18 protein-coding genes are annotated in these 25,870 nt (G+C 45.1%); 6 read left to right on the plus strand and 12 right to left on the minus strand.

Going from position 1 to position 25,870, the window contains the following annotated elements:
* The first annotated feature begins 65 nt into the window (after positions 1-65).
* Positions 66-440 carry a CidA/LrgA family holin-like protein gene (locus tag MHH50_RS29230; RefSeq protein WP_076123997.1) on the plus strand — a complete coding sequence of 125 codons (375 nt, stop codon included), beginning with the start codon at positions 66-68 and terminating at the stop codon, positions 438-440.
* Positions 434-1,117: a CidB/LrgB family autolysis modulator gene (locus MHH50_RS29235; RefSeq protein WP_076123999.1), complete on the plus strand. Its 684-nt coding sequence runs from the start codon at positions 434-436 to the stop codon at positions 1,115-1,117. The genes MHH50_RS29230 and MHH50_RS29235 overlap by 7 nt, the downstream gene beginning before the upstream one ends.
* Positions 1,118-1,193: 76 nt before the next feature.
* Here the strand turns inward: MHH50_RS29235 and MHH50_RS29240 are convergent, their stop codons facing one another.
* Positions 1,194-2,162 (minus strand): Gfo/Idh/MocA family oxidoreductase, encoded by a 969-nt coding sequence (locus MHH50_RS29240; protein WP_076219739.1) that lies wholly within the window; start codon positions 2,160-2,162, stop codon positions 1,194-1,196.
* A gap of 53 nt (positions 2,163-2,215) precedes the next feature.
* Positions 2,216-4,528 carry a helicase C-terminal domain-containing protein gene (locus MHH50_RS29245; RefSeq protein ID WP_076182003.1) on the minus strand — a complete coding sequence of 771 codons (2,313 nt, stop codon included), beginning with the start codon at positions 4,526-4,528 and terminating at the stop codon, positions 2,216-2,218.
* 282 nt (positions 4,529-4,810) lie between these two features.
* On the opposite strand from MHH50_RS29245, the gene MHH50_RS29250 reads away from it, so the two are divergent.
* Positions 4,811-6,676: an LTA synthase family protein gene (locus MHH50_RS29250; RefSeq protein WP_076124004.1), complete on the plus strand. Its 1,866-nt coding sequence runs from the start codon at positions 4,811-4,813 to the stop codon at positions 6,674-6,676.
* Positions 6,677-6,788: 112 nt separating this feature from the next.
* Here MHH50_RS29250 and MHH50_RS29255 read toward each other — a convergent pair whose 3' ends face one another.
* On the minus strand, positions 6,789-7,220 hold the full coding sequence (locus tag MHH50_RS29255; RefSeq protein ID WP_081383619.1) for a MarR family transcriptional regulator: 432 nt from the start codon (positions 7,218-7,220) through the stop codon (positions 6,789-6,791).
* A gap of 243 nt (positions 7,221-7,463) precedes the next feature.
* Here MHH50_RS29255 and MHH50_RS29260 point away from each other — a divergent pair, with 243 nt between their 5' ends.
* Entirely contained in the window at positions 7,464-9,161 is a 1,698-nt protein-coding gene (locus MHH50_RS29260; RefSeq protein ID WP_340033776.1) for a methyl-accepting chemotaxis protein, read from the plus strand.
* 77 nt (positions 9,162-9,238) lie between these two features.
* Here MHH50_RS29260 and MHH50_RS29265 read toward each other — a convergent pair whose 3' ends face one another.
* The 5 genes from MHH50_RS29265 to MHH50_RS29285 form a co-directional block, all read right to left on the minus strand.
* Positions 9,239-11,254 (minus strand): EAL domain-containing protein, encoded by a 2,016-nt coding sequence (locus MHH50_RS29265; protein ID WP_038573706.1) that lies wholly within the window; start codon positions 11,252-11,254, stop codon positions 9,239-9,241.
* 233 nt (positions 11,255-11,487) lie between these two features.
* Positions 11,488-13,146: a hypothetical protein gene (locus tag MHH50_RS29270; protein ID WP_076307548.1), complete on the minus strand. Its 1,659-nt coding sequence runs from the start codon at positions 13,144-13,146 to the stop codon at positions 11,488-11,490.
* Entirely contained in the window at positions 13,139-13,945 is an 807-nt protein-coding gene (locus MHH50_RS29275; protein WP_340033777.1) for an ABC transporter ATP-binding protein, read from the minus strand. The genes MHH50_RS29270 and MHH50_RS29275 overlap by 8 nt, the downstream gene beginning before the upstream one ends.
* A 705-nt stretch (positions 13,946-14,650) precedes the next feature.
* Positions 14,651-18,379 (minus strand): S-layer homology domain-containing protein, encoded by a 3,729-nt coding sequence (locus MHH50_RS29280; RefSeq protein WP_340033778.1) that lies wholly within the window; start codon positions 18,377-18,379, stop codon positions 14,651-14,653.
* Between the two features lie 73 nt (positions 18,380-18,452).
* Positions 18,453-19,223, minus strand: a complete 771-nt coding sequence (locus tag MHH50_RS29285; RefSeq protein WP_076124011.1) for a hypothetical protein — start codon at positions 19,221-19,223, stop codon at positions 18,453-18,455.
* A 357-nt stretch (positions 19,224-19,580) separates the two neighbouring features.
* Between MHH50_RS29285 and MHH50_RS29290 the strand changes: the two genes are divergently transcribed.
* Positions 19,581-20,936, plus strand: a complete 1,356-nt coding sequence (locus tag MHH50_RS29290; protein ID WP_076282222.1) for a dicarboxylate/amino acid:cation symporter — start codon at positions 19,581-19,583, stop codon at positions 20,934-20,936.
* An 88-nt stretch (positions 20,937-21,024) separates the two neighbouring features.
* On the opposite strand, the gene MHH50_RS29295 is transcribed toward MHH50_RS29290, so the two are convergent.
* From MHH50_RS29295 to MHH50_RS29310, 4 genes are all read right to left on the minus strand, one after another.
* Positions 21,025-22,020: a Gfo/Idh/MocA family oxidoreductase gene (locus tag MHH50_RS29295; RefSeq protein WP_076181991.1), complete on the minus strand. Its 996-nt coding sequence runs from the start codon at positions 22,018-22,020 to the stop codon at positions 21,025-21,027.
* A 163-nt stretch (positions 22,021-22,183) separates the two neighbouring features.
* A complete protein-coding gene (gene menA / locus MHH50_RS29300; RefSeq protein WP_076124015.1) occupies positions 22,184-23,137 on the minus strand; it encodes a 1,4-dihydroxy-2-naphthoate polyprenyltransferase in 954 nt (317 codons plus the stop codon).
* A gap of 38 nt (positions 23,138-23,175) precedes the next feature.
* Positions 23,176-23,952, minus strand: coding sequence for a DUF6081 family protein (locus MHH50_RS29305; RefSeq protein ID WP_248548951.1), 777 nt, complete (start codon positions 23,950-23,952; stop codon positions 23,176-23,178).
* 35 nt (positions 23,953-23,987) lie between these two features.
* Positions 23,988-24,905: a prenyltransferase gene (locus MHH50_RS29310; protein WP_036682043.1), complete on the minus strand. Its 918-nt coding sequence runs from the start codon at positions 24,903-24,905 to the stop codon at positions 23,988-23,990.
* Between the two features lie 335 nt (positions 24,906-25,240).
* Between MHH50_RS29310 and MHH50_RS29315 the strand changes: the two genes are divergently transcribed.
* Entirely contained in the window at positions 25,241-25,864 is a 624-nt protein-coding gene (locus MHH50_RS29315) for a GPR1/FUN34/YaaH family transporter (protein WP_036682044.1), read from the plus strand.
* The last annotated feature ends 6 nt before the right edge of the window (positions 25,865-25,870 follow it).

The raw sequence follows: 25,870 nt of genomic DNA on the forward strand, positions 1-25,870 counted from the left end.
CTATTCATTTTACCTATGAAAACAATTGATGTAAACTTTCATTATCATGAAAGGAGCGAAGCCTTATGAAAAAGATTGTTATAGGCTTGCTGCAGGTAGCGGGACTCACCCTATTCTCATTACTAATCAATGCTGTAACCCCATTTTTGCATATCCCTATTCCCGGAAGCATACTCGGAATGATTATATTGTTTCTTCTGCTTGAGTTTGGTGTCATTCATCTGAATTGGGTTGAAGTTGGTGCTTCTTGGCTACTGGCTGAGCTCTTGCTGTTCTTTATTCCATCTGCTATCGGCGTAATGAAATACGCCAATATTCTGGAAACTGATGGTTTACGAATCCTCGCGGTGGTCATTTTGGGTACGATTGTTGTAATGGCCAGTTCCGGATTACTTACCAGTAGAATTTACAAAGCAAAGGAGCGGAAAGGATCATGTTAAACGCTCTATTATTCTTCGGTCTTACGGTTGCTGTATATCTACTGGCGAAACGCATTTATGCTTCTAGTGGCAAAGTGTACACCTCTCCATTGATCATTACACCCGTGCTTATGATTATCTTCTTACTCATCACAGGCATTACTTATGATTCTTACAATGCGGGAGGCAAATGGCTGACGGATTTGCTGCAACCGGCAACTATGGCCTTTGCAATCCCTCTGCATAAAAACTTCAAGGTGCTCAAAAAGCACGCCGCCGAAATTGCGGCAGGCGTGCTGTCAGGGACGATAACAGCGGTGATCTCTTCCATTCTGCTCGCCAAATGGCTGCATGTCAGCGGCGATCTGGCAGCCAGTCTGGTTCCACGTTCGGTGACTACACCGATCGCTATGAGCATCTCGCAAAGTATCGGCGGTGTACCGAGTATTACTGCAGTCTTCGTCATCATTACCGGGATACTCGGTACAATGATGGGCCCTACAGTACTCCGCATCTTCCGCATTGACAATGAAATCGCGCGTGGTGTATCGCTGGGAACCGCTGCGCATGGTACAGGAACATCCAAGGCCTTCGAGCTTAGTTCACTGACCGGAACCATCTCCAGTATTGCGATGATTCTGTCCGCGCTGTTATCCATAGGTGTGGCGCCAGCTTTACTCGCAATATTCCTCCACTAGGCTAACCCAGCTTGAGCCAAGGACATGTCTCTTTAGCACATCTAAGGCGGCATGTCCTTTTTTTAAGAATCCGAACTTAGAATTTAACCGGAAGTCCACTTTGTGCGGACTCGTAAGCCGCACAAGTTACTTTAAGCGTCTTGAATCCATCCTCATAGTCACTGAGAATACGCGAACGATCTCCTGTCCGTACAGCATACAGAAAAGCTTCACTTTCCACTAAATATGGATTTCCTGTGTTTTCAAATTCGGTGCTATTGCCACTTCGCACTTCCAAGAGACGATCCGGGTTCCAGTCCAGCAATCCCCGATCATTATAGAAACTAAGACCTACACTTCCTACCGGATCAGGCAGCACACATGTATTTGAAATATTAGCTATGATTCCATTCTCAAGCTTCAGAGATACGGTACCTACATCGGCTACACTCACACCTTCATGCTGCTCATGCATAATTCGATTTCCGAACATGCCGTATACTTCTTTTACCTCTCCTGCCAGATAACGCACCAAATCGACGATATGAGTGGTTTGCTCGGTGAACTGTCCTCCGGATTGCTCCTGATCACGCCACCAAGCTACGCCCGGCATGCCGCCCATCCACTGGCCCATGACCATACCGATCTTGTCACCACGTAGTGTTTCCTTGAGCCTATTAACATTCTCTTGATAGCGGAAATGGTAGCCTACCGAGGTCAATAAATTATGTTCTTTAATATCTTGCAGCAAGCTGGCAGGAATTTCAGTAGTCATACTAAGCGGCTTCTCTATAAAAAAAGGAATATCCCTCTTGATTAATGAACGTTCAATCGCACCATGAGATTGTGGAGGCACACAGATATAAACAGCATCAAGCTTCTCCGCATCCAACATCTCTGTAATATCACCATATCCAGCAGCTCCATATGGACGTGCCATATCTTCGCCTTTGGCTTTACTGCTTCCACAGACTGCCTGCAACTGGACATCAGCCATCCCCGCCAGCAAATCAGCATGTACCTTAGAGAACCAACCTGTACCCACAATACCCACTTTTATTGTCATATTATTTCCTCCTGCCGATTGATTATGAATACCCTTTCGTAGATTATAACCTCTTATGAGCGTATAAGATAATCTCTCCATTCTTCGGGAAGCAAATGCATATATGGACTCTGCAAAAAACGGTCATCCGCCAACACGATAATGCCCGTATCCGTCTCGCTGCGAATCAACCTGCCTCCGGCTTGGAGTACCTTACACATTCCCGGATAGACATAGGCATAATCAAAGCCATTTTTTCCTCTGGCATTAAAATATTGACGCAGCAGATTGCGTTCAAGACCAAGCTGTGGCAGGCCAACGCCAACAACCATAACCCCATTGAGGCGATCCCCTGGCAGATCCACACCTTCTGAAAAAATCCCTCCAAGTACAGCAAATCCCAATAACGTCTCGTCATTATCTGGACTAAATGCGGCTAAAAAACTTTCTCTAGCTTGCTCGCTCATGCCAGTATCCTGCATCAATGTCCGGATTTCAGGGTAATACTCCGTAAAGGCCTGATATACGTTTTGCAAATAGAGGTACGAAGGAAAAAACACCAGATAGTTGCCCTTTTTAGAGACCATTTGGCTCAGTGCTTTAGTCAACGGAACTAGGGAGGCTTCCCGGTCATGATAACGTGTGGAGACAGGTAAGACGGTAACTTCCCACTGCTCTTTCTGAAAAGGGGAAGACACGGTTAAACTGTAATCTTCCTCCGCTGCACCAATCATATCCCGGTAGTAAGATAATGGAGAAAGTGTAGCTGAGAACAGGATCTGGCTGCGAAAGCTCTTGGACATCTGCCGTAGCAGATGCGAGGGATCCAAATTGAATAGCTTGAGATAGACATCCCCTCTACGAACCTCCGCATAGGTAATGTAGCGTTCATCATAGGTCTTAAAGGTGCGGAGCATGCCCTGAACTGCAAAATAGGTATCCAAGAGGACATTTTCCCCTTCTCCTTCCCCATTCAGTGAGACAATACTGGAGCTCGGGTGAATAAGCTCCTGTTCCGCCTCCAAAGAAAATATCTCAAGCAAAGCCGGCAGCTCCTCCGGGAACGAGTCCCACTGCCCTTGCCCCTCTTCATTGCAAATTTTGCGAAGGGAGATGAAAAAAGCATTCACCGATTTAGCGGCTGTACTCAAATTCCGGTTCATTTCTTTATATTGGCGCTGGATTTCCAGGAAAGGGGCTTTCAGCAAAGAGGCGGAGAACATCTCCCGTCCCCGGTCTACCAGATTATGTGCTTCATCTACTAGAAGTACCGTTTCTCTCTTTCTTTCCTCTGTTAGCCGTTTCAGACTGATGCGAGGATCATATATATAATTGTAATCGCAGATCACAGCATCACAGGCATAGGCTGCATCCAACGAGAACTCAAATGGGCACACTTTGTGTTTGTGAGCATACAGTGCAAGGGTGTCTCTGCTCATCAGCGTCTCATGCTCTAACAGATCCATTAATGCCTCGTTGATCCGGTCATAATAACCATCCGTATAAGGACAGGAATCCTTACCACATATCCCCTCTTCGCGAAAACAGGCCTTCTCTTTAGCGGTAAGTGTGATGACATGCAGCTGAAGACCCTGCGTTAGCAACAGCGAGATGGCTTCCTGCGCGGCAAAACGGGTAACCGTCTTTGCCGTTAAATAGAACAATCCTTTAGCTTGTCCTTCGCCCATCGCTTTAAGGACAGGGAACAACGTCGACATTGTTTTCCCGATACCTGTGGGGGCTTGAGCGAACAGACTGACCTTTTCCACGACGGACTTGTATACAGCTCCTGCAAAATGACGTTGTCCCTTTCGATAAGAGGAGAACGGAAAGCTCAACTCCCGAAGACTCTGCTCCTTCTTAGCATCATGACGAACCATCATCTCGGCGTATGGAGCATATCTAGCCACTGTGTCATTCACAAATGAAATCAGTTCTTCAAAAGACAACGTTCGGTACAAGCTTTTTTGCTCATCAGTGGCCCGGTGGACATAGGTAAGCTTAACCTGAATAGAAGAAAGCTCTTGCTCCAGAGCCACCATATATGCGTACATCAGCGCCTGTGCCCAATGAACCTCATGTCCTTCATCCAGTAAATCCAGCAGTCCGGAGGTTGATTTGATTTCTTCGACCGTAAAGCTCCCATCCTCCGAGACAAGCAATCCATCACAACGCCCATCTACAACATAAAGCAGGTTTCCATAAGGAATCTCCGTTTTCAAATAAACCTCCTTGCGGTCACCTTCCTTATATTGCTTTTGGATCTTCTGATGAATTCTTGTGCCTTCGACCATAGCGCCCGTTCCATGAAAGCCAGGTTCAATGCTTCCGCTGCGAAAAACATATTCAACGAGAGTTCTAACTGATAAAGCTACTGTAGAGCTCATCCAGCATCACCTCCTTTTATTATCCATATATCCTTTTTGTTCCCAAATGCCATTTTAGTCCTGAATTCGTTGTATAACCCTGCATGAGAGCAGGAGCGTCAGCTTCAACCCTTTGTGTTCAACTTTACGCGCTCCACTAAGCTTATACTTAGGTTCTCGATTTTTGACATTCTATAGCCAGCCCTGCATAATAAATTTTATTACTATGGAATTATTTTGTCTGGGCGCTGTTTCTTCCTAGCCGGGAAATGGCGTTTTATCATGTAGAAAGAAGGCGAAGCTGTGTCATCCTTTAACTTTAAACAGTGGATCGTTAAACCTTTTGTGTTTTTCACAATAATTTTTATTCTAAAAGCTTTCTTGGCATGGGGCGTAATCTTTGACGATATATTGCCCTGGAAATCATTATTAACTGAAATCCCCTTTGCTTGGGCGCTCTTCTGTATCATTGAACGTTTTGGTTCCAAGCGCAAGCTCGGATATTACATGACCGTAAATTTATTAGTGACAGCCATTTTCTTCGCAGCCATTATGTATTTTAAATATTACGGTGTTATTGTGACTTACCATGCAGCGGAGCAGGTGAATCAAGTCACCGCCGTCAGCAACAGCGTATTCTCACTAATGGATCCATACTACCTGCTGATTTTTACAGACATCATTATTCTTGGCGTCTACTTCTTCTTTAATAAAAAAGGCCGGGTCTATAAGAAAGAGAATATCAACCACCGCCGTGGCGGAAAACTTAAGTATAGTGTTCTGTTTGCAGTCTCACTTGCTTTATGTTTGTTCAACATCTTGCCTAATAAGGCCAGTATGAACGAAATTAAGAAAGCTCAAGAAATGGGAATTCTTAATTATGAAGCTTATACGATCTTCGCTAAAGAAGAGCCTGAGCTAGTCGATTCAAGTGACATTACACAGGATGCCATCAACAAATTGAAGGGGATTAATACTGCGGCTAGTTCTCCACTTCAAGGCATCGCTAAAGGCAAGAACCTTATTATTCTTCAAATGGAATCTTTCCAGAATTTCTTGCTGGGACTTAAATTAGACGGTCAAGAAATTACACCGAACCTGAACAAGGTAATGAAGGACAGTCTTTACTTCCCTAATTTCTATCAAATGGTTGGCCAAGGGAATACGTCGGATGCAGAGTTCGTAGTTAACACTTCCTTCTACATCCCTCCACGTGGAGCGGCAACGATGTCTTATGTGGATAAGGTACTTCCAAGTCTGCCACGCGTGCTTAAAGAAAATGGATATCAGACAGCAACCTTCCACACCAATGTCGTAGAATTCTGGAACCGCGGCGAGCTGTATGACTCCCTCGGCTTCGATCATTATTATGACCGCAAATTTTTTGGTGAAGATGATGTCTTCTTCTTTGGAGCTTCTGATGATACGCTCTACAGTAAGACAGCCGATAAACTAAAAGAAATGGACCAACAGGAGCAGCCTTTTTACGCTCAAGTCATTTCAATGTCAGCGCATCACCCTTTTACTATTCCGGAAGAAAAATACCGCATGAAGCTGCCAGAGCGTTATGAAGGTACTTTTGTTGGTGACTATATCCGTTCCCAGAACTATGCGGATGATGCTTTTGGACATTTTGTAGAAGAGCTAAAAGCAAATGGTGTCTGGGACAATAGTGTAATCATGATTTATGGAGATCATATGGGATTGCCGATTTATTCCCTCGATCATGATGATAAAGAATTGATGACTGAAATCTATGGTCATGAATACAGTTATGCGGATATGATGAACATCCCTCTGCTTATTCATGCAGGTGCTGGCGTAGCATCGCAGACCATTGACGAAGTAGGCGGGGAAGTAGATATCATGCCAACCGCAGCCAGTCTGCTTGGGATTTCATTAGAGAATAACGTATATTTTGGTCAAGATCTACTCAGTCAGACTTATAATTTGCTGCCAGAACGATATTATTTACCTTCTGGTTCATTCATTGCCAGCTCAGGATTGCTTATTCCTGGTAACAGCTTTGAAGACAACACTCAGTACTCTATTTATAACAATGGAACAACGCCGAGTGCCACTGAAGACGAATATAACCGTGCCTTGAGGCTTTTACAGCTTTCCCACAGCTATATCACTCAGTTGCCTGACAAACAACCTAAACAATAAATTACAGGGCGTAGGCAGCCAACGAACAAAAACAGCAGAGCAGCGATTCTCCAATAAGGAGAACCGCTGCTCTGCTGTTTTTATAAAGATATCCATTCCGAAGCTTAGCTGACTAACGCTCCTGGTCCTCGATCATACGGTAATACTCTGCAAAGTTGCGTAGTTCTTCGGGCTTTAGTATGGATAAATGCTCCGCCAGCAGTTCTTTGGACCGGAAATGTCCTTCTTCGAGCACCTGCTGACCTTTTTCGGTGATCGTCACTACAACCGCTCTCCGATCCTTCCCATCCGGCTCACGTTTGATATAACCCAGCACCTCCAAACGGTCCAGCATCACCGTCACCGCACTGGATTTGACCTCCATACATTCTGCCAGCTGTACCACCCGCGACTTCTTTTCTTTCGCTATCATATTTAACAGACCCATCTGTGGCACCGTAAGTCCGAGTTCTTTGTGCAAAGACATTTGAGACATAATCTTACGCTGTACTCTCCACATGGATAGTCCTAGACGATCTATTAACGGATCTATTTGATGTGGCATATTTGTTCAACCCCAATCCGTTTTTAATAACTCAAGCGTACCATTAGAACTGGTTATGATTCAATGGTTTTGTCTACTAAACCATTGAAAGCATGATGGAAAGCGCAAACTTCCACGATTCTCCAATTTCCGACACAGAAATACTATATTCCATGTAAGGTTATAAGCATATCAATACGATATAATCGTAGAGGTGAGAGCTATTATCACTGAGAACATAATTTGTCAAGGTTGGTGCGAAGAATGAAATTAGCAACTAAATTAACTTGGATGATGTTCGTCGTCTTACTTCTTGTAGGATCATCCATCGGGTTTTTCGGATACCGTACAGCTTATAAGCAAGTAGACGAAGCCGCAGGTATCGAATTGGTAGGATGCGCTAATATTACAACCGGCCTGATTGACCCAGCAGACATTTCCGCATTGTTGGCAGGCGATCAAAGTAAACTGGAGGCTGTAGAGGATCGAATCGGTTGGATTGTAGCACATAAGGCTATTTTTAAAGAGGCATTCATCTTATCCTTAGACGGAAAAGTACTTGCCGCAGATTCAAGCTTCCAAGCTAGAGGTTATAAAGCAGGCGATACTTTTTATTTCCCAGCTGAAGTTAAGCAACATATCACTGAGTCCAAGCATTCCTCCTACTCCAAGGTTTATACATACGAAGGTACCTCACTTAAGACAGGTTACGGCCCCATCTATCAGGATCATGATCCATCTAAACCTATAGTTGCGCTGATGGCTATTAATTTCGATGGCTCCATAATTCAAGAACGAACTCAAGATATCATTGTTCAGCCTTTTATTATCGGTGCTTCCATTCTGGTTATAGCTATTGTGGCAGCTTATCTGTTAATCCGCCGAATGATTAGTCCGTTAACGAAGCTGTCCAAAGGGGTCAACCTTGTTGCACAGGGCGACCTTACTCATAATCCTATTTTATTCAACAGCAAGGATGAGATTGGTACATTAGCCCGTGATTTCAATGACATGACCCAAAGCCTGCGCTTACTTATTACCGAGGTCAATGAGACCTCCATGCAGGTAGCCTCCTCTTCCGAAGAGCTCTCCGCCAGTGCGCAGGAAACCAACCGGGCCGGTGAATATAGCGTCAATGTTACGATTGAACTTGCCGATACCGCGAATTCACAGCTGCAGAATATGGAGGGTGAATATAAGTCTGTACAAGACCTGTCTCGTTTCATCACAGAGATTGCAGGCAATGCAGATAACGCAATGAATAATGCGGTCAGCAACGCTAATAAAGCACGTACAGGCCGTGAGGCAATGGATTCCACCACACAGCAGATGAGAGTCGTAAGTGACAGTATTACCGACCTAGCACTCATTATTGAAACCTTGGGTGGTTATTCCAAAGAAATTGAAAATATCGTGGGTACTATTGCCAGCATCGCAGAAGAAACCAATCTCCTGTCCCTGAATGCAGCGATTGAAGCCGCAAGAGCTGGAGAAGAGGGAAGAGGGTTCGCGGTCGTTGCTCATTCCGTACGTAAGCTGGCTGAGCGCTCAGCCCATTCCGCTGCGCAAATTGGCCAACTGGTCAACATCATCGTAAACCAGATGGATCAGGCTGGAGAAACTATGAAACGCTCTACAGAAGAGATGGAGCACGGCAGAGAAATGATTGCCACGGCAGGCCAGTCCTTCTCGGAAATTGAAATGTCTGTCTCGGGAATGGCCTCACAAAGCCAGCAGATCTCAGGAACGGTTCGCCAGCTTTCACTGATCTCCGACCGTCTCGTTACAACCCTTCAGAATATCGTAAATGTCGCTAATCAGACAGCCAGCAGTGCAGAGACATTATCCGCTTCCTCAGAAGAACAGCTTGCCGCAATGGAGGAAGTTGAGTCTGCAGCAGCTTTCCTGTCCTCCCTAGCTGAGAAGCTGCAAATTCTGATTGAACGATTTAAGGTTTCTTAATAGCAAAGGGGCTAGCATCCAAGCAGAGATATTCTGCTTAGACGCTAGCCCCTTATTCTATGTATTGAGATCATCTGCTACGATACTGCTGTATTCGCTATAAACCACTGGCCCAGCTCATGCACCGGCATTGGCCGCCCATAATAATAACCCTGCATCACTCTGCAGCCTAAGGATTGCAGCAGCTCAATCTGCTCTGGCGTCTCCACACCTTCCGCCACGACCTCCATATTAAGATTGGTGGCAATCGCAATGATATTACTGATAATGGCTTTCTTGGAATGCATCTTGCTCTTACGAATAAACACTTGATCAATCTTGAGTGTGTTAACTGGAATCTCATCTAAATTACCAAGGGATGAAAAGCCTGTCCCAAAGTCATCCAGTGATACCCTTACCCCAAGTGCCCGAAGTCTGGAGAGCTGCGCAACCGTCTCTTCCATGTTATTCATCGCAATGGACTCTGTAATCTCCAGTTCAAGGAAATGCGGCTCTAGACCTGAACGTGTGAGTGCTTCTTCTACAACATCGTATAAGCCCCCGCCCTCAAACATCCGTGCTGACATATTAATAGAGACTGCGACATTTGCTATCTCTTCCTTATGCCAAAGCATGTTCTGGCTGCATACATCATGCAGCATCCAATAGGTAATCGGGACAATCAGTCCCGTTTCCTCTGCAATGGGAATGAATTCAGCCGGGGAGATTATCCCATGTTCAGGGTGCCGCCAACGCAGCAGTGCTTCAAGACCCACGGTAACGTTCATATACGAATCCCATTTTGGCTGGTACACAACCATAAACTCGGAGCGTGCCAGCGCTTTACGAAGATCCTTCTCCAGCGACATCCGTCGCAGCTGATGGCGGTTCATCTCCTGATCGAACACACTGAATTTATTCTTACCCGAATCCTTAGAGGTATAAAGAGCTGTATCGGCTGCCTTCATTAACGCTGAGCGGTCAGTTCCATGCATAGGGGTCATACTGATCCCCACGCTTGCAGTAACATATAGCTCATTACCTTGAATACTGTAATATTTCTTAAGCTCATATAAAATGTGCTCTGCCTCCTCTTGCGCATCCTCCACAGTACAATCTGGAAGAGCGATCAGGAATTCATCTCCGCCCAAACGAAAGACCTTGCCTTTACTTCCTACAGAGCGTCTTAATCTTATAGCGACCTCTCGCAGTAACAAGTCCCCTATATCATGTCCAAGCGTATCATTAATCGACTTAAACCGATCCAGATCCACAAAAAATACGGCGCCAGATCTACTCCCGAAAAATTCATCTTTAAAATAACGTACCAGGCCATGCCTGTTCGGAAGATCAGTTAGTGGATCATAATAAGCCATCCGTTCCAGCACATGCCGGTCCAGAAATACAGCACCACCAGAAATCGCAAGCATAAATAGCGTTACCAAGGACACTCCCATTAAAAGAATAACATCAGTCTCCATAAAAAAAGTTGTATTGCCTAGTAGACCGTTATATTCAAAATGAGTCGCCCTTACACTCGTATAATGCAATCCAGTCACCGAAAATCCGATAAAGAGAGCAGAGTATAACTTCCAGCGGTTAAAACCCACATAGTCTTTAAACTTGTGAAATAGAAATAATCCGATAAAAGATGAGAGCATAACGAGGATTACAGCACATGTCTGAGTCCATATCTCATAATGAATCTCCGCTGCGATCTTCATGGAGGACATTCCGATATAATGCATAGCCGAAATTCCGCTGCCTAGAAGAACACCACTAACTATTAAACAACTTTTTCTTAAACGTGGCACAAACGTAATCCGGAATGCCGAATAGCAGCACAACACACCAACCAATAACGATAATACAGCCCTGCCTGGATAATAATTCACGCTAAAAGGAAAACGGCTCGCCATAATCCCTACATAATGTATCGACCATATGCCACTGCCGAGTACACATGCCCCCGATATTAACCATAAGCGACGAACTTTCCCAAACGAACGAGGGACTTGCGAGATCAGATTCAGCGCGGAATAAGCTGCAGTCGCCGCTAGCGCAAATGATAGTAAAACAATCCAAACGTTATAGTGGATTCCCATTTTATCCATTAGTTAACCTCTTCACCGGTTTTGAATACCGTAATCGCTGCAGCGTATTTCTCAAGTAAAAAATCAGTACACGAATATCAGATAAATGGAAGAGTGCGTAAAGATTATAGGTTATCCCTGAAAAGCAACTTTAGATGTATTCTACCTTGTATTCAGCCGATTGTCTAAGAAAATACTGGAATTTATACCCTTTTTTTATGTCGGCAAAAAATGTCCATATTTGACGCATTCACTCACCCCGAAAAGTTGGATATGTGACCTGTGGTTGATGGGTTTTTGGGGAAGGTCTTTCGCCATAACCATTGATTCAAAACTACCAGAACTAACAGATAGATGTAAATTCCTCCGGTAAATAAAGTGAAGACATAATGAATACCCGCCATCCCCATCAGCAAAAACATAAGCATGAAGGCGACTCCAGTGTAATCCTTTTGTTTGGCTGCCTCATAACGCTCTGAAAAAGGTAAGCTCCGGGGATAAACACGAAAGCAGATGACTGAGAAAATCAACATGGCGAATAATACCACTACTAAATCAGGTACAATGTGCACACCGAACAACAGAATGAACAATACCGCATCTACAGCAAATAAAGGCAAGACTAGCCGTAGCAGTGCCGCCTTAAGCATCCCACGGTAAATAGGCGTGCTATCGGGTAAAGGAATCAGCCTATAAATCCAAGCTCCTTTATAACTTGTAGAGTATCGTAGCATCTGTATTACAGTCTGCATTAACATCGTGCAGAAATAGATTAACAAGTACACTTTTGAACCTTTAAGGGAACCATCATAACTATTCTGCAATATACCAAATATAAAAATAAACGGGAATGCGATAGAAAAGCCAAGTGCAGGATAGACCTTCAGCTTAAAATCGCGCTCATTCTTCATCATGGACCAAGTAAACCGAAAGAAAATCCCCTCTGCTGGTTCCTTGCATACTCTGCGCGAGAGCCACTCTGCGATCTGGCCCTTGTCTTTTCCACCGGAGCCTTGCTCCGCCAGCTTTTGCAAATTCCGTTCAAACTGCGGCATCAGCTTAATATAGGCTGCGATCAGTACAAGTGGGGTTATCAAAGCCAGCATTGAAAGAATGAAGTAATAGGGTTCTCTAGCTCCACCAAGCAACAGTTCAAACGGAGCCGCGAACCAAACCGGAAAAATAAAGTACTGCCACCAAGCAGGATGATAAGCAGCGCCAAGCTCAGTGAGGTTGAACAACCGGGAGATGAATTGATAGCCCACCATTATTCCGATCGTCAGAAGGATTTGCGTATAATTTATAATATCCTTGAGCTTCTCCCCATCAAAAAACCGCATGATCATCAGGTAGAGCAGTGCAGTTATTACGAGGATAAAACAGTCTAACAAGACAATTGTCACCGCATACATTAGAAAAAAAGCGATCCCCTGCTTAAATAGGCTAAATACCAAAGATGGACCAGTGATCGACAATGTAACTGTCCCTAAGTAGAGGAGAACGTGGATGGTTTTGGCCATATTTAAGGTGGTACGGTTGACGGGTTTGGAAAAAAGAATATTTTTATCACGTAAATCAAGCATTACTGAAGAAAAGTCAGAGATCAGGGTTGTGGAGACAAAAAACATAATGATCCCAAAGGTTAAGCTCATTTGCAGCATATAGTGATCGTTGGATAGCGTTAGCGGAATTAATATTAAACCAAACAGTAAATAAATCCACTGTAATCGCAAGGGTGAACCTTCTTTAGCGTTCTCCTTTTTCTGCATACCTGCAAGCGCTGTAGGCGTTCTTCTTCCGTCCATGGTCAGTTTGATCTGTAAAATACTCCGCATGGTGTCGTAATCGACTCCAAATCTTATAAAGGCACCCCGCAGCTTATCCAACAGCCTCAGCACGAAGAAATCAGTCATAAGAGGATACCTCTTGCTCCTGCATGACCGCAACAAATTCACCAGCGATATCACGGTATTTATCAAATCCGGTTAATTGATTGAAAATATCTTCAAGCGTCCCTTCACGGCCTTTCTCCTTCAGCTCTGCAAAACTTCCGTCCGCCACAATATCCCCGCCATCAATCAAAATGATCCGGCTGCTGATTTTCTCAACCACATCCATGATATGTGAGGAGTAAAAAATGGTCTTCCCCCGTGCCGCCAGCGATGCAAAAATCTCCTTCACTATCATCACGCTATTAGCATCCAAACCACTCAGCGGTTCATCCAGGAATAAAATATCAGGGTCATGCAGCATGCTGGAGATAAGCAGCACCTTTTGCTTCATCCCTTTTGAGAACGAAGAAATCCGCATATCGTAAGACTTCTCCAAACCTAGCAGTGTAGTTAATTTTTTGGCCTTGTAGTCCGCCTCGGCACGACCTAGCCCATACAGCTCGCCAACAAAGGTTAGATACTCTCTTGCAGTGAGGCTATCATATAATTCGGCTACCTCCGGCACATAACCTATACGTTTCTTGTAAGAAACATCTCCATCGGCAATATCCTTACCGAAAATCTCCACTTTACCGTTATATCCTTCTACCAGACCGAGCATAATCTTCACCGTTGTACTCTTGCCTGCCCCGTTAGGGCCGATATAACCAATAATTTGTCCTCTATATACCTTAAGATCAATTCCCTTTAGCACCATTCGGTCTGTATAGTTCATCCATAAACCTGAAATCGTTATGACCGGATCGTCAGCTAAACCCATATCTCAGTCCCCTTTCTAGTAACTAATCAATAATGTGAAATATTACTACTTTATGTAATTACAATAATTGTATCATTTAGTAGAATCCTCTTCCATGATTTAGTCTGCTAATCTTATGTCTAGTTAAAAAGAGAGTGGCCATTAGGCCACCCACTAGAGATTTATAGCGAAAGGCAGCGCCACCGATGCCACGAAATGGCTGTTGGCACCCCCTTTATTTGAGCAAACCGGCCTAAGATCAGCGTACGTTTGGTCGGGTAGCATTTATAAGTAAGAGAGCGAGCACGCTATCGGACACAGCTGACCTTATACGCGGCTTTTTCCCACATTTGGAGTGCTAAAGGACCCCATAGTCGCTATCAGCATGAAAAACACCATAAACACACCTTTTTCTAAGCGATAGCGTCGCTGGAGTCCGAAACTATGCCCCAAAGGCTGGAAAGTGGAAAATAACGTCATCTGGGTCCGAAAGCCGCGCCGATAATGAATGAACTGCTGAATCAAGCGGGCATGAGGGCATGAGGGCATGAGGGCATGAGGGCAAGCGGACAGGGCAAGGGCAACCAGCCAGCTAACAAACAAAAAAACAGAGCAGCGATACTCCAATAAAAGAGGAATCGCTGCTCTGCTGTCTTAGCCAAACCGAGTCGCCGCATTCATAGTTGAACGCTACTTACGTGACGTCCGCTATGTCTTAGTGGCTGATTATTTGGATAGCAAATTGTAAATAACCTGTGCTGCTTCTGCTCTTGTAGTGACTTCTTTCGGATTGAGTTTACCGTTCGCTCCGGTCACTACGCCTCTCTCTACCAGCGCTTGAAGGGCTTCTTGTGCATAACCAGCGATCTGTCCAGCATCACTAAATCCGGCAAGCGTGGCCGCTGTCTTCTCAGATGGCAGTTCACCTAGCGCTACAAGCGAGCGGTACAAGAGTGTAAATAGCTCCTGCCTAGTGATCTGAATATCTGGCTGGAATTGATTATCTCCCGAACCCGTTGCTACCCCAAGACGTTTAGCTGTAGCAAGATAATTCGTATAATACGTATTGCCTGCATCTGCAAAATTATCAGCAGCAATGGCATCCGGTGTGATGTCATAAGCCTTGAGCAACAAGACGATGAACTGCCCTCTAGTGATTGCAGCATTCGGACTGTAATGTTCAGCATCCGTACCAGATGTGATACTGCGTGCTGCTAAGAAACCTACTGCATGGCTATACCATGATGCCTCTGGAACATCTGCAAAGCTCACCTGATTATATCCAATAATATATTGGGAGAAATGTGTGGTTACGAAATCTACAGTTCCCTTGGCGGCATTGTAATTTCCACGTACATTGTCCAAGCTTCCAGTGCTGTTAATGTGATACACAATAACTGCATCTGACCGTTCTCCCGCTTGCAGCACGTACGGTACGCTGACACGAACACTGCCCCCACCGAAGGTGGAAATCGTACTTTCACCCGCTATAACCGACAAGTCATAAACCGGTCTGTCTCCGAGAACAGCCTTGCCTTCTGCCGTTAATGACACCTTCGCGATTCTAACAATGATGTCTCCGGCATCTGAAGCTGCACTAATGCTCGCCAATGATTTGGCATCAAACGTAATCGTACCCACATTCTCATAATCAATGGTAATCTCCGCCTTCGTTCCGGCGGCTAACTCATTAATTATGCTTCTTGGAAGTATAAGATCAGCTGTTTGAGTATCCGAAGTAGCTGCAACTTTAATTTCAAGAATAGCCTTCTTCCCATCAGCCTCTGCCTTCTTAGCGAGACTCACAAATTCAGCAGCCGTTTCTTTTGTGATCGTTGCAGTAGTAACTCCTGTGGTTTTATCCGTTTTAGTTGCTGCTGTTGCTGATAGGTTCACGGTACTCCCTGCTGTTGCCGTAGCAACCAGTTGCGGGCTTGCCGATGGTGTTGGTGTAGTCGTGCTCGGTGTAGAATTGCCACCCGATCCACTTGTTCCACCTGTTCCAGGATCTGAAATAGGCACATAGGCCGGAACCACAATGTCAGTCGCTGGACTTGCCTTATAACCTTCTTTGGCTGCGTATCTCACTTGATACGTGCCCGGTATTAATCCTGTGATTTCTTTATCTGGTGCATACACATAATTAGTTACACTCGACAGCTTATATTCTAAGGCTGTCGTGGTTCCCGTAATTCTTCCATCGTTGTTCGCTGCTGAGGTAGGAGCAACTCCCTGTAACCCAGTTGGGGCTGCTTGTTCCGCAGTGAATGCTGGAACGATTACATCTGCTGCTCTACCCGCGTTAAATCCCTCTTTAGCTGCGTATCTTACCTGATAGATACCCGGCACAAGTCCAACGATCTCTACATCTGATGCGTAGACATAATCGGTAACGGTAGACAGCTTATATTCCAGTGCTTTCGTAGTTCCTATAATTTTACCGTCGTCATTAGCTGCACTGGTTGGTGCTACACCTACTAATCCTGTAGGTGCCGCTTGCTCACCATATGCCGGGACTTCAACTGTAGCGTCTTTACCAACGCTGTATCCCTCTTTTGCCGCATATCGCACATTATAGAAGCCCGGAGTAAGACCAGTGATAGCCGCACCTGTTACAGGCTTATAATCAGCTTCTCCAACGCCTTTATACTCCTGTCCTTCCGCTGAACCCGTAATTTGCCCATCATCATTAGCTTCAGAAGTAGGGGCTACGCCTACCAGTCCTATCGGAGCTGCTTGTTGATGGGTGTAAGCAGGAACTTCCACACTTACGTCTTCGCCAGCATTATAAGGAATGATTGTAGGTCCAGCTGCGGAGGTTGGCCCTTGATAGCCCGATGTTGCGGCATATCTTACCTTATAAACACCAGGTGCAAGCCCTGTGATGGCTGATCCCGAAACTGGGGTGTAAGCCTCGTCTCCAGCAAGCTTAAATTCCAATGCTGAACTGGTGCCTACAATTTGCCCATCCTTATTGTCGGCCGCAGTTGGTGCTACACCCGTAAGTCCTGCCGGCACAGCTTCGAGTCTGGAGAATATTTTATCCAGCGCTGTTGTAGTGTTATTGTATCTGGCTCCGATTGGGTAATTAGCCTGCACGTAATCCGGTTGGATATTCGTCCAGCTGTACATAAGTTCAACATGCCCTAGAATCGGTGTGTTTTTGCCTCCTGCATCCTTGTTGTCCTTGTTATAAGTGAACAGATATGGAACCTGAAGTCTGTCTCCGCTCACAGTGTTTCCAAGTCCGTCTACATAACTAATTACAGTTGGTTTAGCAGCTGTATTGTTTTCGGTCTTGATATTGGTCAGATAAGTACGAACCAGATCAACATAAAGCTGCGCATACGGATGATTGGTGGTTCTAATCTGAAGCTCATTATTATTATGCGGATTCGCACTGCCCTTAGTGCCGCTGTTGTTATTAGGCTCAGCAACGGTCACACCAGCATCCAGCTTAGTGTCGAAGAAGTAGATCTTATGGATATTATGTTTTTTGGCATATTCGTTGATATATTTAATCACCGCTTGCGTGTTAGGGCACCACGAGCCGCCTAACAAAATCGCATAGTTTCCCTCACTCGCTAAAATTTGCTTCAGCTGATGATAGGTCACATGTTCATAAACAAGCGTGCCATCCGCTTCGTTGAAGATCGTAGGTTTGCCCTCATTTTCCCCTTCATAGTTCTTATTAAATGCAGCCTTGATATAAGCCGACTCGTCGATAGTGTCATATCGGGAAGCGGCACCCAGCACCTCACTTACTGATGTTTTATACGCATTAACCTTCGCCGCATCAAGTGTTCCGTTCGTCAGGAACTCATTCCACGAATAGCTCTTATCCAGATAGGATACGACAGGAGCACTATTTCCCTGTGCATCCTTGTGATCCTTGTTGTATACCAATAAGAATGGAGACTCGAGCTTGTTAGCAGTCACAACTTCCCCGTTTGTATTGGTATAGCTGACATTGCGTTCTGGATCATCTTTGGAAGATAGATTTAAATTCTTCAAATACTTGTTGACCAGATCAACATATTTATAGGCAAATTTATTATTGCTGTCTGCAATCTGAAGGGTGTCCCCGTCCAGCTTAGTATCAAAGTTATAAATCGTAGAGATGCCATATTCCTTAGCTGCCTCGTTGATAAAGCCGATATCAGCCTGTGTATTCTCGCTCCAAGCACCGCCAACCAGAACAGCGTATGTGCCTTCACTCTCAAAAAGATGAACGATATCTTCATACGTCGCTGTTTTAAATACATGGTTAGCATCATTTAGACGGTCATAGACATGACTGAAATAGTCAAACTGGTTAACGCCGCCTTGTGAAGAGGTTATCGCCTCTGCGGTATCCGGATTAGCATAAGCTCTTCCTGCCTGAGTAGGCAGGATTAGCAGGGAGGCTGCCAGCAGCAGCGTTACAATTTTTTTGAAGGTTAATGGTCGTATCATTATGTGCACCTCGCCTTAAATAGGTTTATGGGAAGAATGGGCTGAAAGGAATCCTGAATGAGCCTGCTGCTCATCAAGGACAAACCTCTTCCTCAGCGGCTGGTGCCGGTGCGGGTGCCTGAACCGTTTCCGCTGGAGCAGGAGCTGGTGCGCTGACCGTGGATGCAGGTGCAGAAGACGATGTTTTCGGTTGAGAAGACTCAACTACCGGAGCCGGGGTCGCCTTAACTACCTCTGTGGTAGAGAAGGTTATAGCCTTTTTGGAAGGTGTCTCCGTTGCTTTTGCTACGGGAGCTGCGGTTTCCTTAGGCTGTTCAGATACAACAGGAGCGGTGGTCGGCTGAACGGCTTTAGCGGTTACGTTTGCTTTTGGAGCAGTCGTAGGCGCAGCAGTTGGCGCAGGCGTTGCTGCGCTGGTTTGCGGTTTAACAGATGCAGATACCGTTGTTGCAGCTGTTGCCGTCTTAGCGGTGTCCGCAGCCGGGGATGCAGCTGCTTTAGGCTGAACTGCACCCGCTTCTGGAGCTGCTGAAGCCACAACCTTCGCCGCAGAATCAACAGCTGCGGCTGGGGCCGTAGTCGCTTTTGCCGTGACTGTCTCAGCTGCTGGAGCCGAAGCTTCCGGCTGGACAGCTTCTGTTACAGGAGCTGCAGTAGCTTCTGCCTGAACAACAACTGCTGCCGCAGAAGTAGCTGCTGGTAAAGCTGCTGCGGTTACTGCTGTATTACTACTCTCTTGAATGGGTGCTGCCTCTGCTGTTTTTTTGTTAGCGGATACCGCGGCATACGTCAATGCGGAGAAGACGATAGCGGCGGCAACCAAAGAGATCGAAAGCTTTTTCATATGTGTACCATCCTTTTCAAATAAAATAAGAAACCCCTTCACTACATTCTTGTACCTTAAATCCGTAACTCTCCCTTCTCTAAAGTAAAAAAAAAGAGACTCAACGGGACGCAATTTACGCGTCTTTCGTTGAATCTCCGGCTGTCCAGTCGATTCCAATTGGCTTGTGATTAAGTTCCATATTATTCATGCCATAGTACCTTGTCAATCAATTTTTATTTTTCACATGGTTTTTATCGGAATTGATTATTTTTTAACATATAATTACATTGACTTTACTATAAATTCTATATAGATTGATCTCAATAGGATTAATCACATTAAAAAACTAGGTTTAAGGGGGTATTGGTAGTGAACATAGATAACAACTTATTATCCGCCATCGAAACGAACTGGTATGGATTTGTCGCCTCCATATTTGTGTTTGCAATTTTGTTTCTACTGGCACGTAAACGAATTGGATTTGGTACCCGGGTACTCATCGGACTTGGCATCGGACTTATTGCCGGTATATTCTTTCAGTACTTCGATTTAGAGACCAAAGCTATTAGCACATTCGGCAGCATTTATGTCAGCTTGATCCGCATGCTCGTCATTCCTTTAGTATTCGTACTCGTATTAAACAGCATTTCTTCCTTAACCAATCTGGAGTATCTACGCAAAATCGGGATCAAAACCTTCGCCTGGTTCCTCGGAACAACGGGCATCGCTTCTATTATCGGCCTATCCGTTGCGCTGCTGTTCAATCCCGGCCATGGTATACAACAAGATGTACCCGCAGATTTTGCAGCCCGGGAAATCCCGACCTTCTCCCAGGTTATCCTCGATCTTGTTCCATCTAACCCTGTTAATGAAGCAGCTACGGGTAAGGTTGTGCCTCTACTCATTTTCGCGATCTTCCTAGCAGTGGCTATAATCAAGATTGGCTCCAAGAAACCGGAAGCCGTCAAGCCTGTACGTGATCTTATTGAATCCCTGACACTGATACTGCATCAGGTTGTGAAATTCATTATTCGCCTGACGCCTTATGGCGTATTCGCACTGATTGCCGGAATCACCGCACGTTATGGCTGGGAGACGTTGCAGGAGCTAGGCAGTGTAATTATAACCTCGTACGTAGCAATGATTATACATTTTGTACTTATCTTTGGCGGATTGGTTCTATTAGTAGCGAAGGTGAATCCAATTCGTTTCTTCCGCAAAGTGTATCCAACCATTACCGTTGCCTTCACAACCAGAAGCAGCTACGCAACCCTACCGGTCAATCTAGAAGTGATTACGAAGCGGCTTCATGTCTCCCCGCGGATCGCGAGCTTTATCGCACCGTTAGGGGCATCTGTGAACTTTAATGCGTGCGGTGGGATTTGGCCAGCTATTGTGGCTGTATTTACCGCCCAAGTATTCGGTATTGATCTGAACTGGACCGACTATATTACACTGGTATTAGTAAGTATTATTTCTTCCATTGGTGTAGCTGGCGTACCTGGACCAGCCGTAATCTCCACCACAGTAGTCTTAACTGCTCTCGGCCTGCCGCTTGAAGGAATCGCTATCGTTGCAGGTGTTGAAGCGCTCATCGATATGGGCCGTACCGCTGTAAACGCAACTGGAACAGCTGTAACAGCTCTGTTAGTAGCTAATTCCGAAGGTGAATTTGACCGCGAAGCGTTTAATAGCAATGATGACGATGATATTCTCTTGAGCACCGTTTAAAAGCTGAAACTGTAAAAACCTCCGGAATCTGCGTAAAGCAGAGCGCCCGGAGGTTTTTTTTGCATAGATTCCTATTGGATTCATCTTCTTATAGCATACTAATTCTTTCCCGCTTTTTAGCAGAAGCTAGACAAGTCTCGATCAATTGCATGCCCAGCACTGCATCCTCAGGTGCAAATAATTTTTTTCCTGTAAATACTGCGGCGGCAAAATCATCGACCTCCCGTGTATAGGGATTCGCCCCGGTGGCATCAACCCGTCTTACCCCTTCACCCGTATGCACAAAAAATTCAGCATCCTCATCTCTAGCATTAAAAGGCATAGGCACTTCAATCATTCCATCGGTCCCCAGAATCTCTAACAGCTGGCGGTTATAAGCCCACATCCCGCAATCAAAAATCAGGCTTAGCCCCTTTGGAAACTCTACCAGCCCTGAAGCCATCATATCTACATTGTCATGCTCCGGAGAAAACATAGCATGAACTGTTACGGCTTCTGGCTCAGCTCCGAACAGCAGTCGTGCTGCACTTAGCGGATAACAGCCGATATCATAAAGCGAGCCGCCGCCCCAAGCGGATTTAAAGCGAATATTAGAGGTGTCTGTAGCGTCATTATAAGTAAAAGTGCCTCGAATGGAGCGTAATTCGCCAATTTCACCGCTAGCGATAATCTCTTGCAATTCCGCAATCCGAGGATGATGCCGATACATATAAGCTTCTGCCAAATGGACTCCAGCATCATTACAAGCTTTTACCATCTCAGACGCTTCTTCACTGTTCAGCGCGATCGGTTTCTCACATAAGATATGTTTTCCAGCTTCCGCCGCACGGATTACCCATTCCCGATGGAGGTGATTTGGCAGTGGAATATACACCGCATCAATATCCTTATCCGCCAGTAATTCCTCATAGCTGCCGTAAGCTTTATCTATTCCGAACTCTGCGGCTACAGCGCTGCTTTTTTCTAAACCGCGACTGGCTACCGCTGTAATCATTCCCGTCTCCGAATCCATTATAGCCGGCATCACTGAACCTGTCGCAATCTGCGCGCAGCCCATGATTCCCCAGCGAAGTTTTTGCACCATCGTTGCTAACCTTCTTCCTTATAGATTACTTACTATACTTAAAGCCACCTTATCATAGAATGAAACGTTTCTCTAACAGAAAGAAGCCTGCAAATTGCAAAAAAACAGTGCCAAAAGGAGCTCCAACCCCGATAGACACTGCTTTTTTATAAAATATGAATGTTTATATTAGTGCATTTAACAGCACAGCCGCACCCAGCACAACTATACGCGCAAGGTTCATCAATACGAAGTTTTTGACGGCAAGAATAAAGGTACTCGCCTTCTCCTGTTTCTCTGTGAACAAGGCAATATTTCGGCGAAGCGGGATCAGCGTAAGTAGAATCAACAGAACCAGAATAGGGTTAATCCCTAAGATCAGCAGCACTACAAGATCCAGATAAGAGACATAGTAGAGATATTTAAAAAGCACAAGCGCTTTGCGGCGGCCAATGTACACCGGAAGCGTGTACCTGCGATTCTCCACATCCTCATCAATATCACAAATATTATTAGCGAGCATAATCCCTGCGATCCCCAAAATAGCGGGCACGGAAAACCAGAAAAGGTACAGCACTTCCACGATGTTGATATTCAAGCTGACCCAGCCGTTCTGAAGCAGCAGTGAAACCACATGCTCATCCGTATGGATATAGGCAGAGATAAAAATAATAACAAAGCCCATAAACAAACCCGAAAACAGCTCACCTAACGGCATACGCGAGATGGGAATCGGCCCGAACGAATAAAGTATACCGATCAAGAACGACAGTCCACCCAGCAAAAAGACCAGCAAACCCGTCTGAGTGACAAGCGCAATCCCGCCCCCTGCTGCCAGCGCCAGCAAAATAACAATCGTCGCCACGACGGTGCGCTCTTTTAGCTTAAAATGAACAATTGGATTATGCGTTTCGTAGCCGTAGCCGTGGGTTTTGGAGGCTTTTTTGAAATCGTAATAGTTGTTAATCGCCGTCGTCGCCATATCGAAGCTAAGCAAAGACACGAACATCAATCCAAAACGCAGTACGTAAAAATCCTCAAACCGGTACAGGGCATACAACGTTCCCATTAGAAACGGAATAATACTGGCTACCTTCGTCGGCAGCTCCACAAATCTTAGAAAGCTTTTAATATTCACACCATACACCCTTATCTGTCAAATGAGCCTGCAAGGCATTACTGTTCAGTTGTTGTAACCGTCACCGGGGACCATTCTGCAATAACTGTTTGTCCATGTACAGACACACTGCCTTCAGGACTCAGATCCTTTTCTGTCATAATTCCGAGCGCTACAGTGAAGTTATTGAATTTAAGCGGTATATTTTTCTCGCGGCGTACTTCCTTGCCGTTCAAATAGAATACAGCCTCATCATTGCCGCGGTGATAGGTAATACGGTACGTATTGAATTCCCGTGGTTTGAAATCCGTATCTTCTTTAAAGATACAGAAATATTTCGTTCCAGTGCTTTCTGGCACTTGTACACCCGGGAACGGCAAAATACCATATACACTAGCATATTTGTCATTTCCCGCGAAGAAATCGAGCGCAGCGCCTGTCGTGAAATCCAGCAGGTTCAGCGATACATATCCATCATACAGATCTCCAGGTGCAGTTCCTTGTGTACGGCAACGAATTTGCAGCTCAATGCTAATCTCTCCAGCTTCCGGAATCTCCACTGGCTTGGCTGAATAATACATGTGCTTGGCATTGTCCAGAATTTGCACTTGATGGTTCTCACGAGATAACTTCGCACGTACATACAAGGTATCATTACGAACGATAACTACAGCCTCCGGCTCACGGTAAGCCCAAAATGATCCGTCAGGCAGTGTAAATCCACCCGTCTTCCAGACCTTTCCTTCTTCTAAAATGGAGTGGAAATCCCCAAGAACCATGCGATTGCCTTTAACTTGTTGTTCTTCTGCCATCAATTCCTTGTCCTTCTTTTCCATGAAAGCTCACTCCTTCTGTAGTCCATCTATTAGTATCAGATCAAGCCTTGAATTAATAAAGTTATTGCCATTACTACTCCGCAGCGTACGGAGGCTTTTTGTGAAGCACCCATCAGCGGGATATAAGCCGGCGAAGCATTATGTTGCTTCAGACTACTGTAAATGCGCAGCGGCCAGAAAGCTGTAACCAGCGCCAACAGTGCGTAAACAGGAAGTACACCCAACAGCACACAGACTATCACCGAAGCGTAGCCAGTAAAAAGAAGTACACGTGAGAATACAAGCGCCTTTTGTTCTCCCCATACTACAACAAGCGTAAGCTTACCCGCCTGCTCATCCGCTTTCCAATGTAGGAAATGGTGATTAAACAACAATAATGTAGTTAAAAATCCGACAGGCAGCGAGAGAATTACAGGCTTCATGCTGAACTGACCGGTTTGTACGAAATAGGAGCCTAATACAGGCATAATCCCAAAAGCAATAAAAATGGCCATCTCACTATAACCTTTGCCGCGATAGCCATAACGCAGTGGCGGAGCCACATAGAAATAAGCGATTAAAGCACCAACAAGTACAAACCAAAGGATATTCCAACCGCTATATATACTAAGAATCCCACCACAGATAAGGGCAATCGCCAGCATACTCCAGGTCATCCTTGCATAAAAAGACTCCGAGAGGATTCCACCTGTCAGTAGCCCGGAGTTTGTGCTGATTTCACCAGCGGAATTCTTTGCTTCTGTATCGGTTCCGTTACGGAAGTCCCACAGATCATTCACCATATTGGAGAACAAATGCGCCGAAATCGCCCCTATTAAGGTAAGAATAAATAAAACCGGATGGAATGTCCCTTCCCATACATATGCCCCAACGGTCCCCAAAACAATCGGGATGAGCATAACAGAAAAACTCCAAAACCGGGTCGCCTTGGTAAATAATGTCCATTTGTTCACTTCAAGCTTACCGCCTTTTTCATATGATTTGATAATAATTATCACTGACTATTATACATCAATTTTCAATAGATTGTGAAGATTATCACTGCATATAATGTCTATTCTTGACATAATACTTCCGTTTGTTTGGTTAAGTATCTTGATAATGGAAGATAAAAATGTAAACAATTCCTTATTTCACGCAGGACCCCTATTTTACGACAAAAAATGAGTGTTGTTTTATAGGCAAGCACATACCGATATGATATGATAGGCAAGCCTATGAACAGCGCCCCTTACGGGCTGTTTTTAAGAGCGTAAAACTATATATAATAATGGAGGCTTTTACTGTCATGTCAGCGCAATCCCCTAACACCCAATCTGTCAAAATCGTCACTGCCGACCCTAGCGCCATCGGGCTATTCGGACTGGCTATTGTCACATTGGTCGCTTCTTCACAGAAGCTTGAATTTACAACAGGACTTAGCTACGTTATTCCTTGGGCTATCTTCCTGGGAGCATTCGCGCAGCTATTCGCCGCCATTCAGGATGCTAAGCACAACAATACCTTTGGTATGACCGCCTTTGGCGCCTACGCTTTCTTTTGGTTCGGCATGGCTAGCAGCTGGCTAATCAAGCTTGGCGTATTTGGTCCAACGCTTGCGGAGGCTGTAGATCCTAAGCAGCTCGGATTTGTATTTCTGGGTTACTTGATCTTCACACTCTTTATGACGATTGGTGCCGTTGAGGCAAATAGAGTTCTGCTTATCATTTTTGTATTGATAGATTTTCTCTTTATCGGACTAACCTTTGATTCCTTTGGGATCGCTCCAGAATTCTTCCATAAGCTAGCTGCTTGTGCTGAGCTTGGTATTGGTATCGTGTCCCTTTACGGATGTGGAGCATCCGTGCTAAACGCTCATTTCGGCCGCAGCTTCTTACCGATTGGAGCTCCGCTGGGCATCTTCAAAAAATAGAAATTG

This window comes from Paenibacillus sp. FSL H3-0302 (assembly GCF_037982245.1).
GTDB lineage: Bacteria > Bacillota > Bacilli > Paenibacillales > Paenibacillaceae > Paenibacillus_AQ > Paenibacillus_AQ odorifer.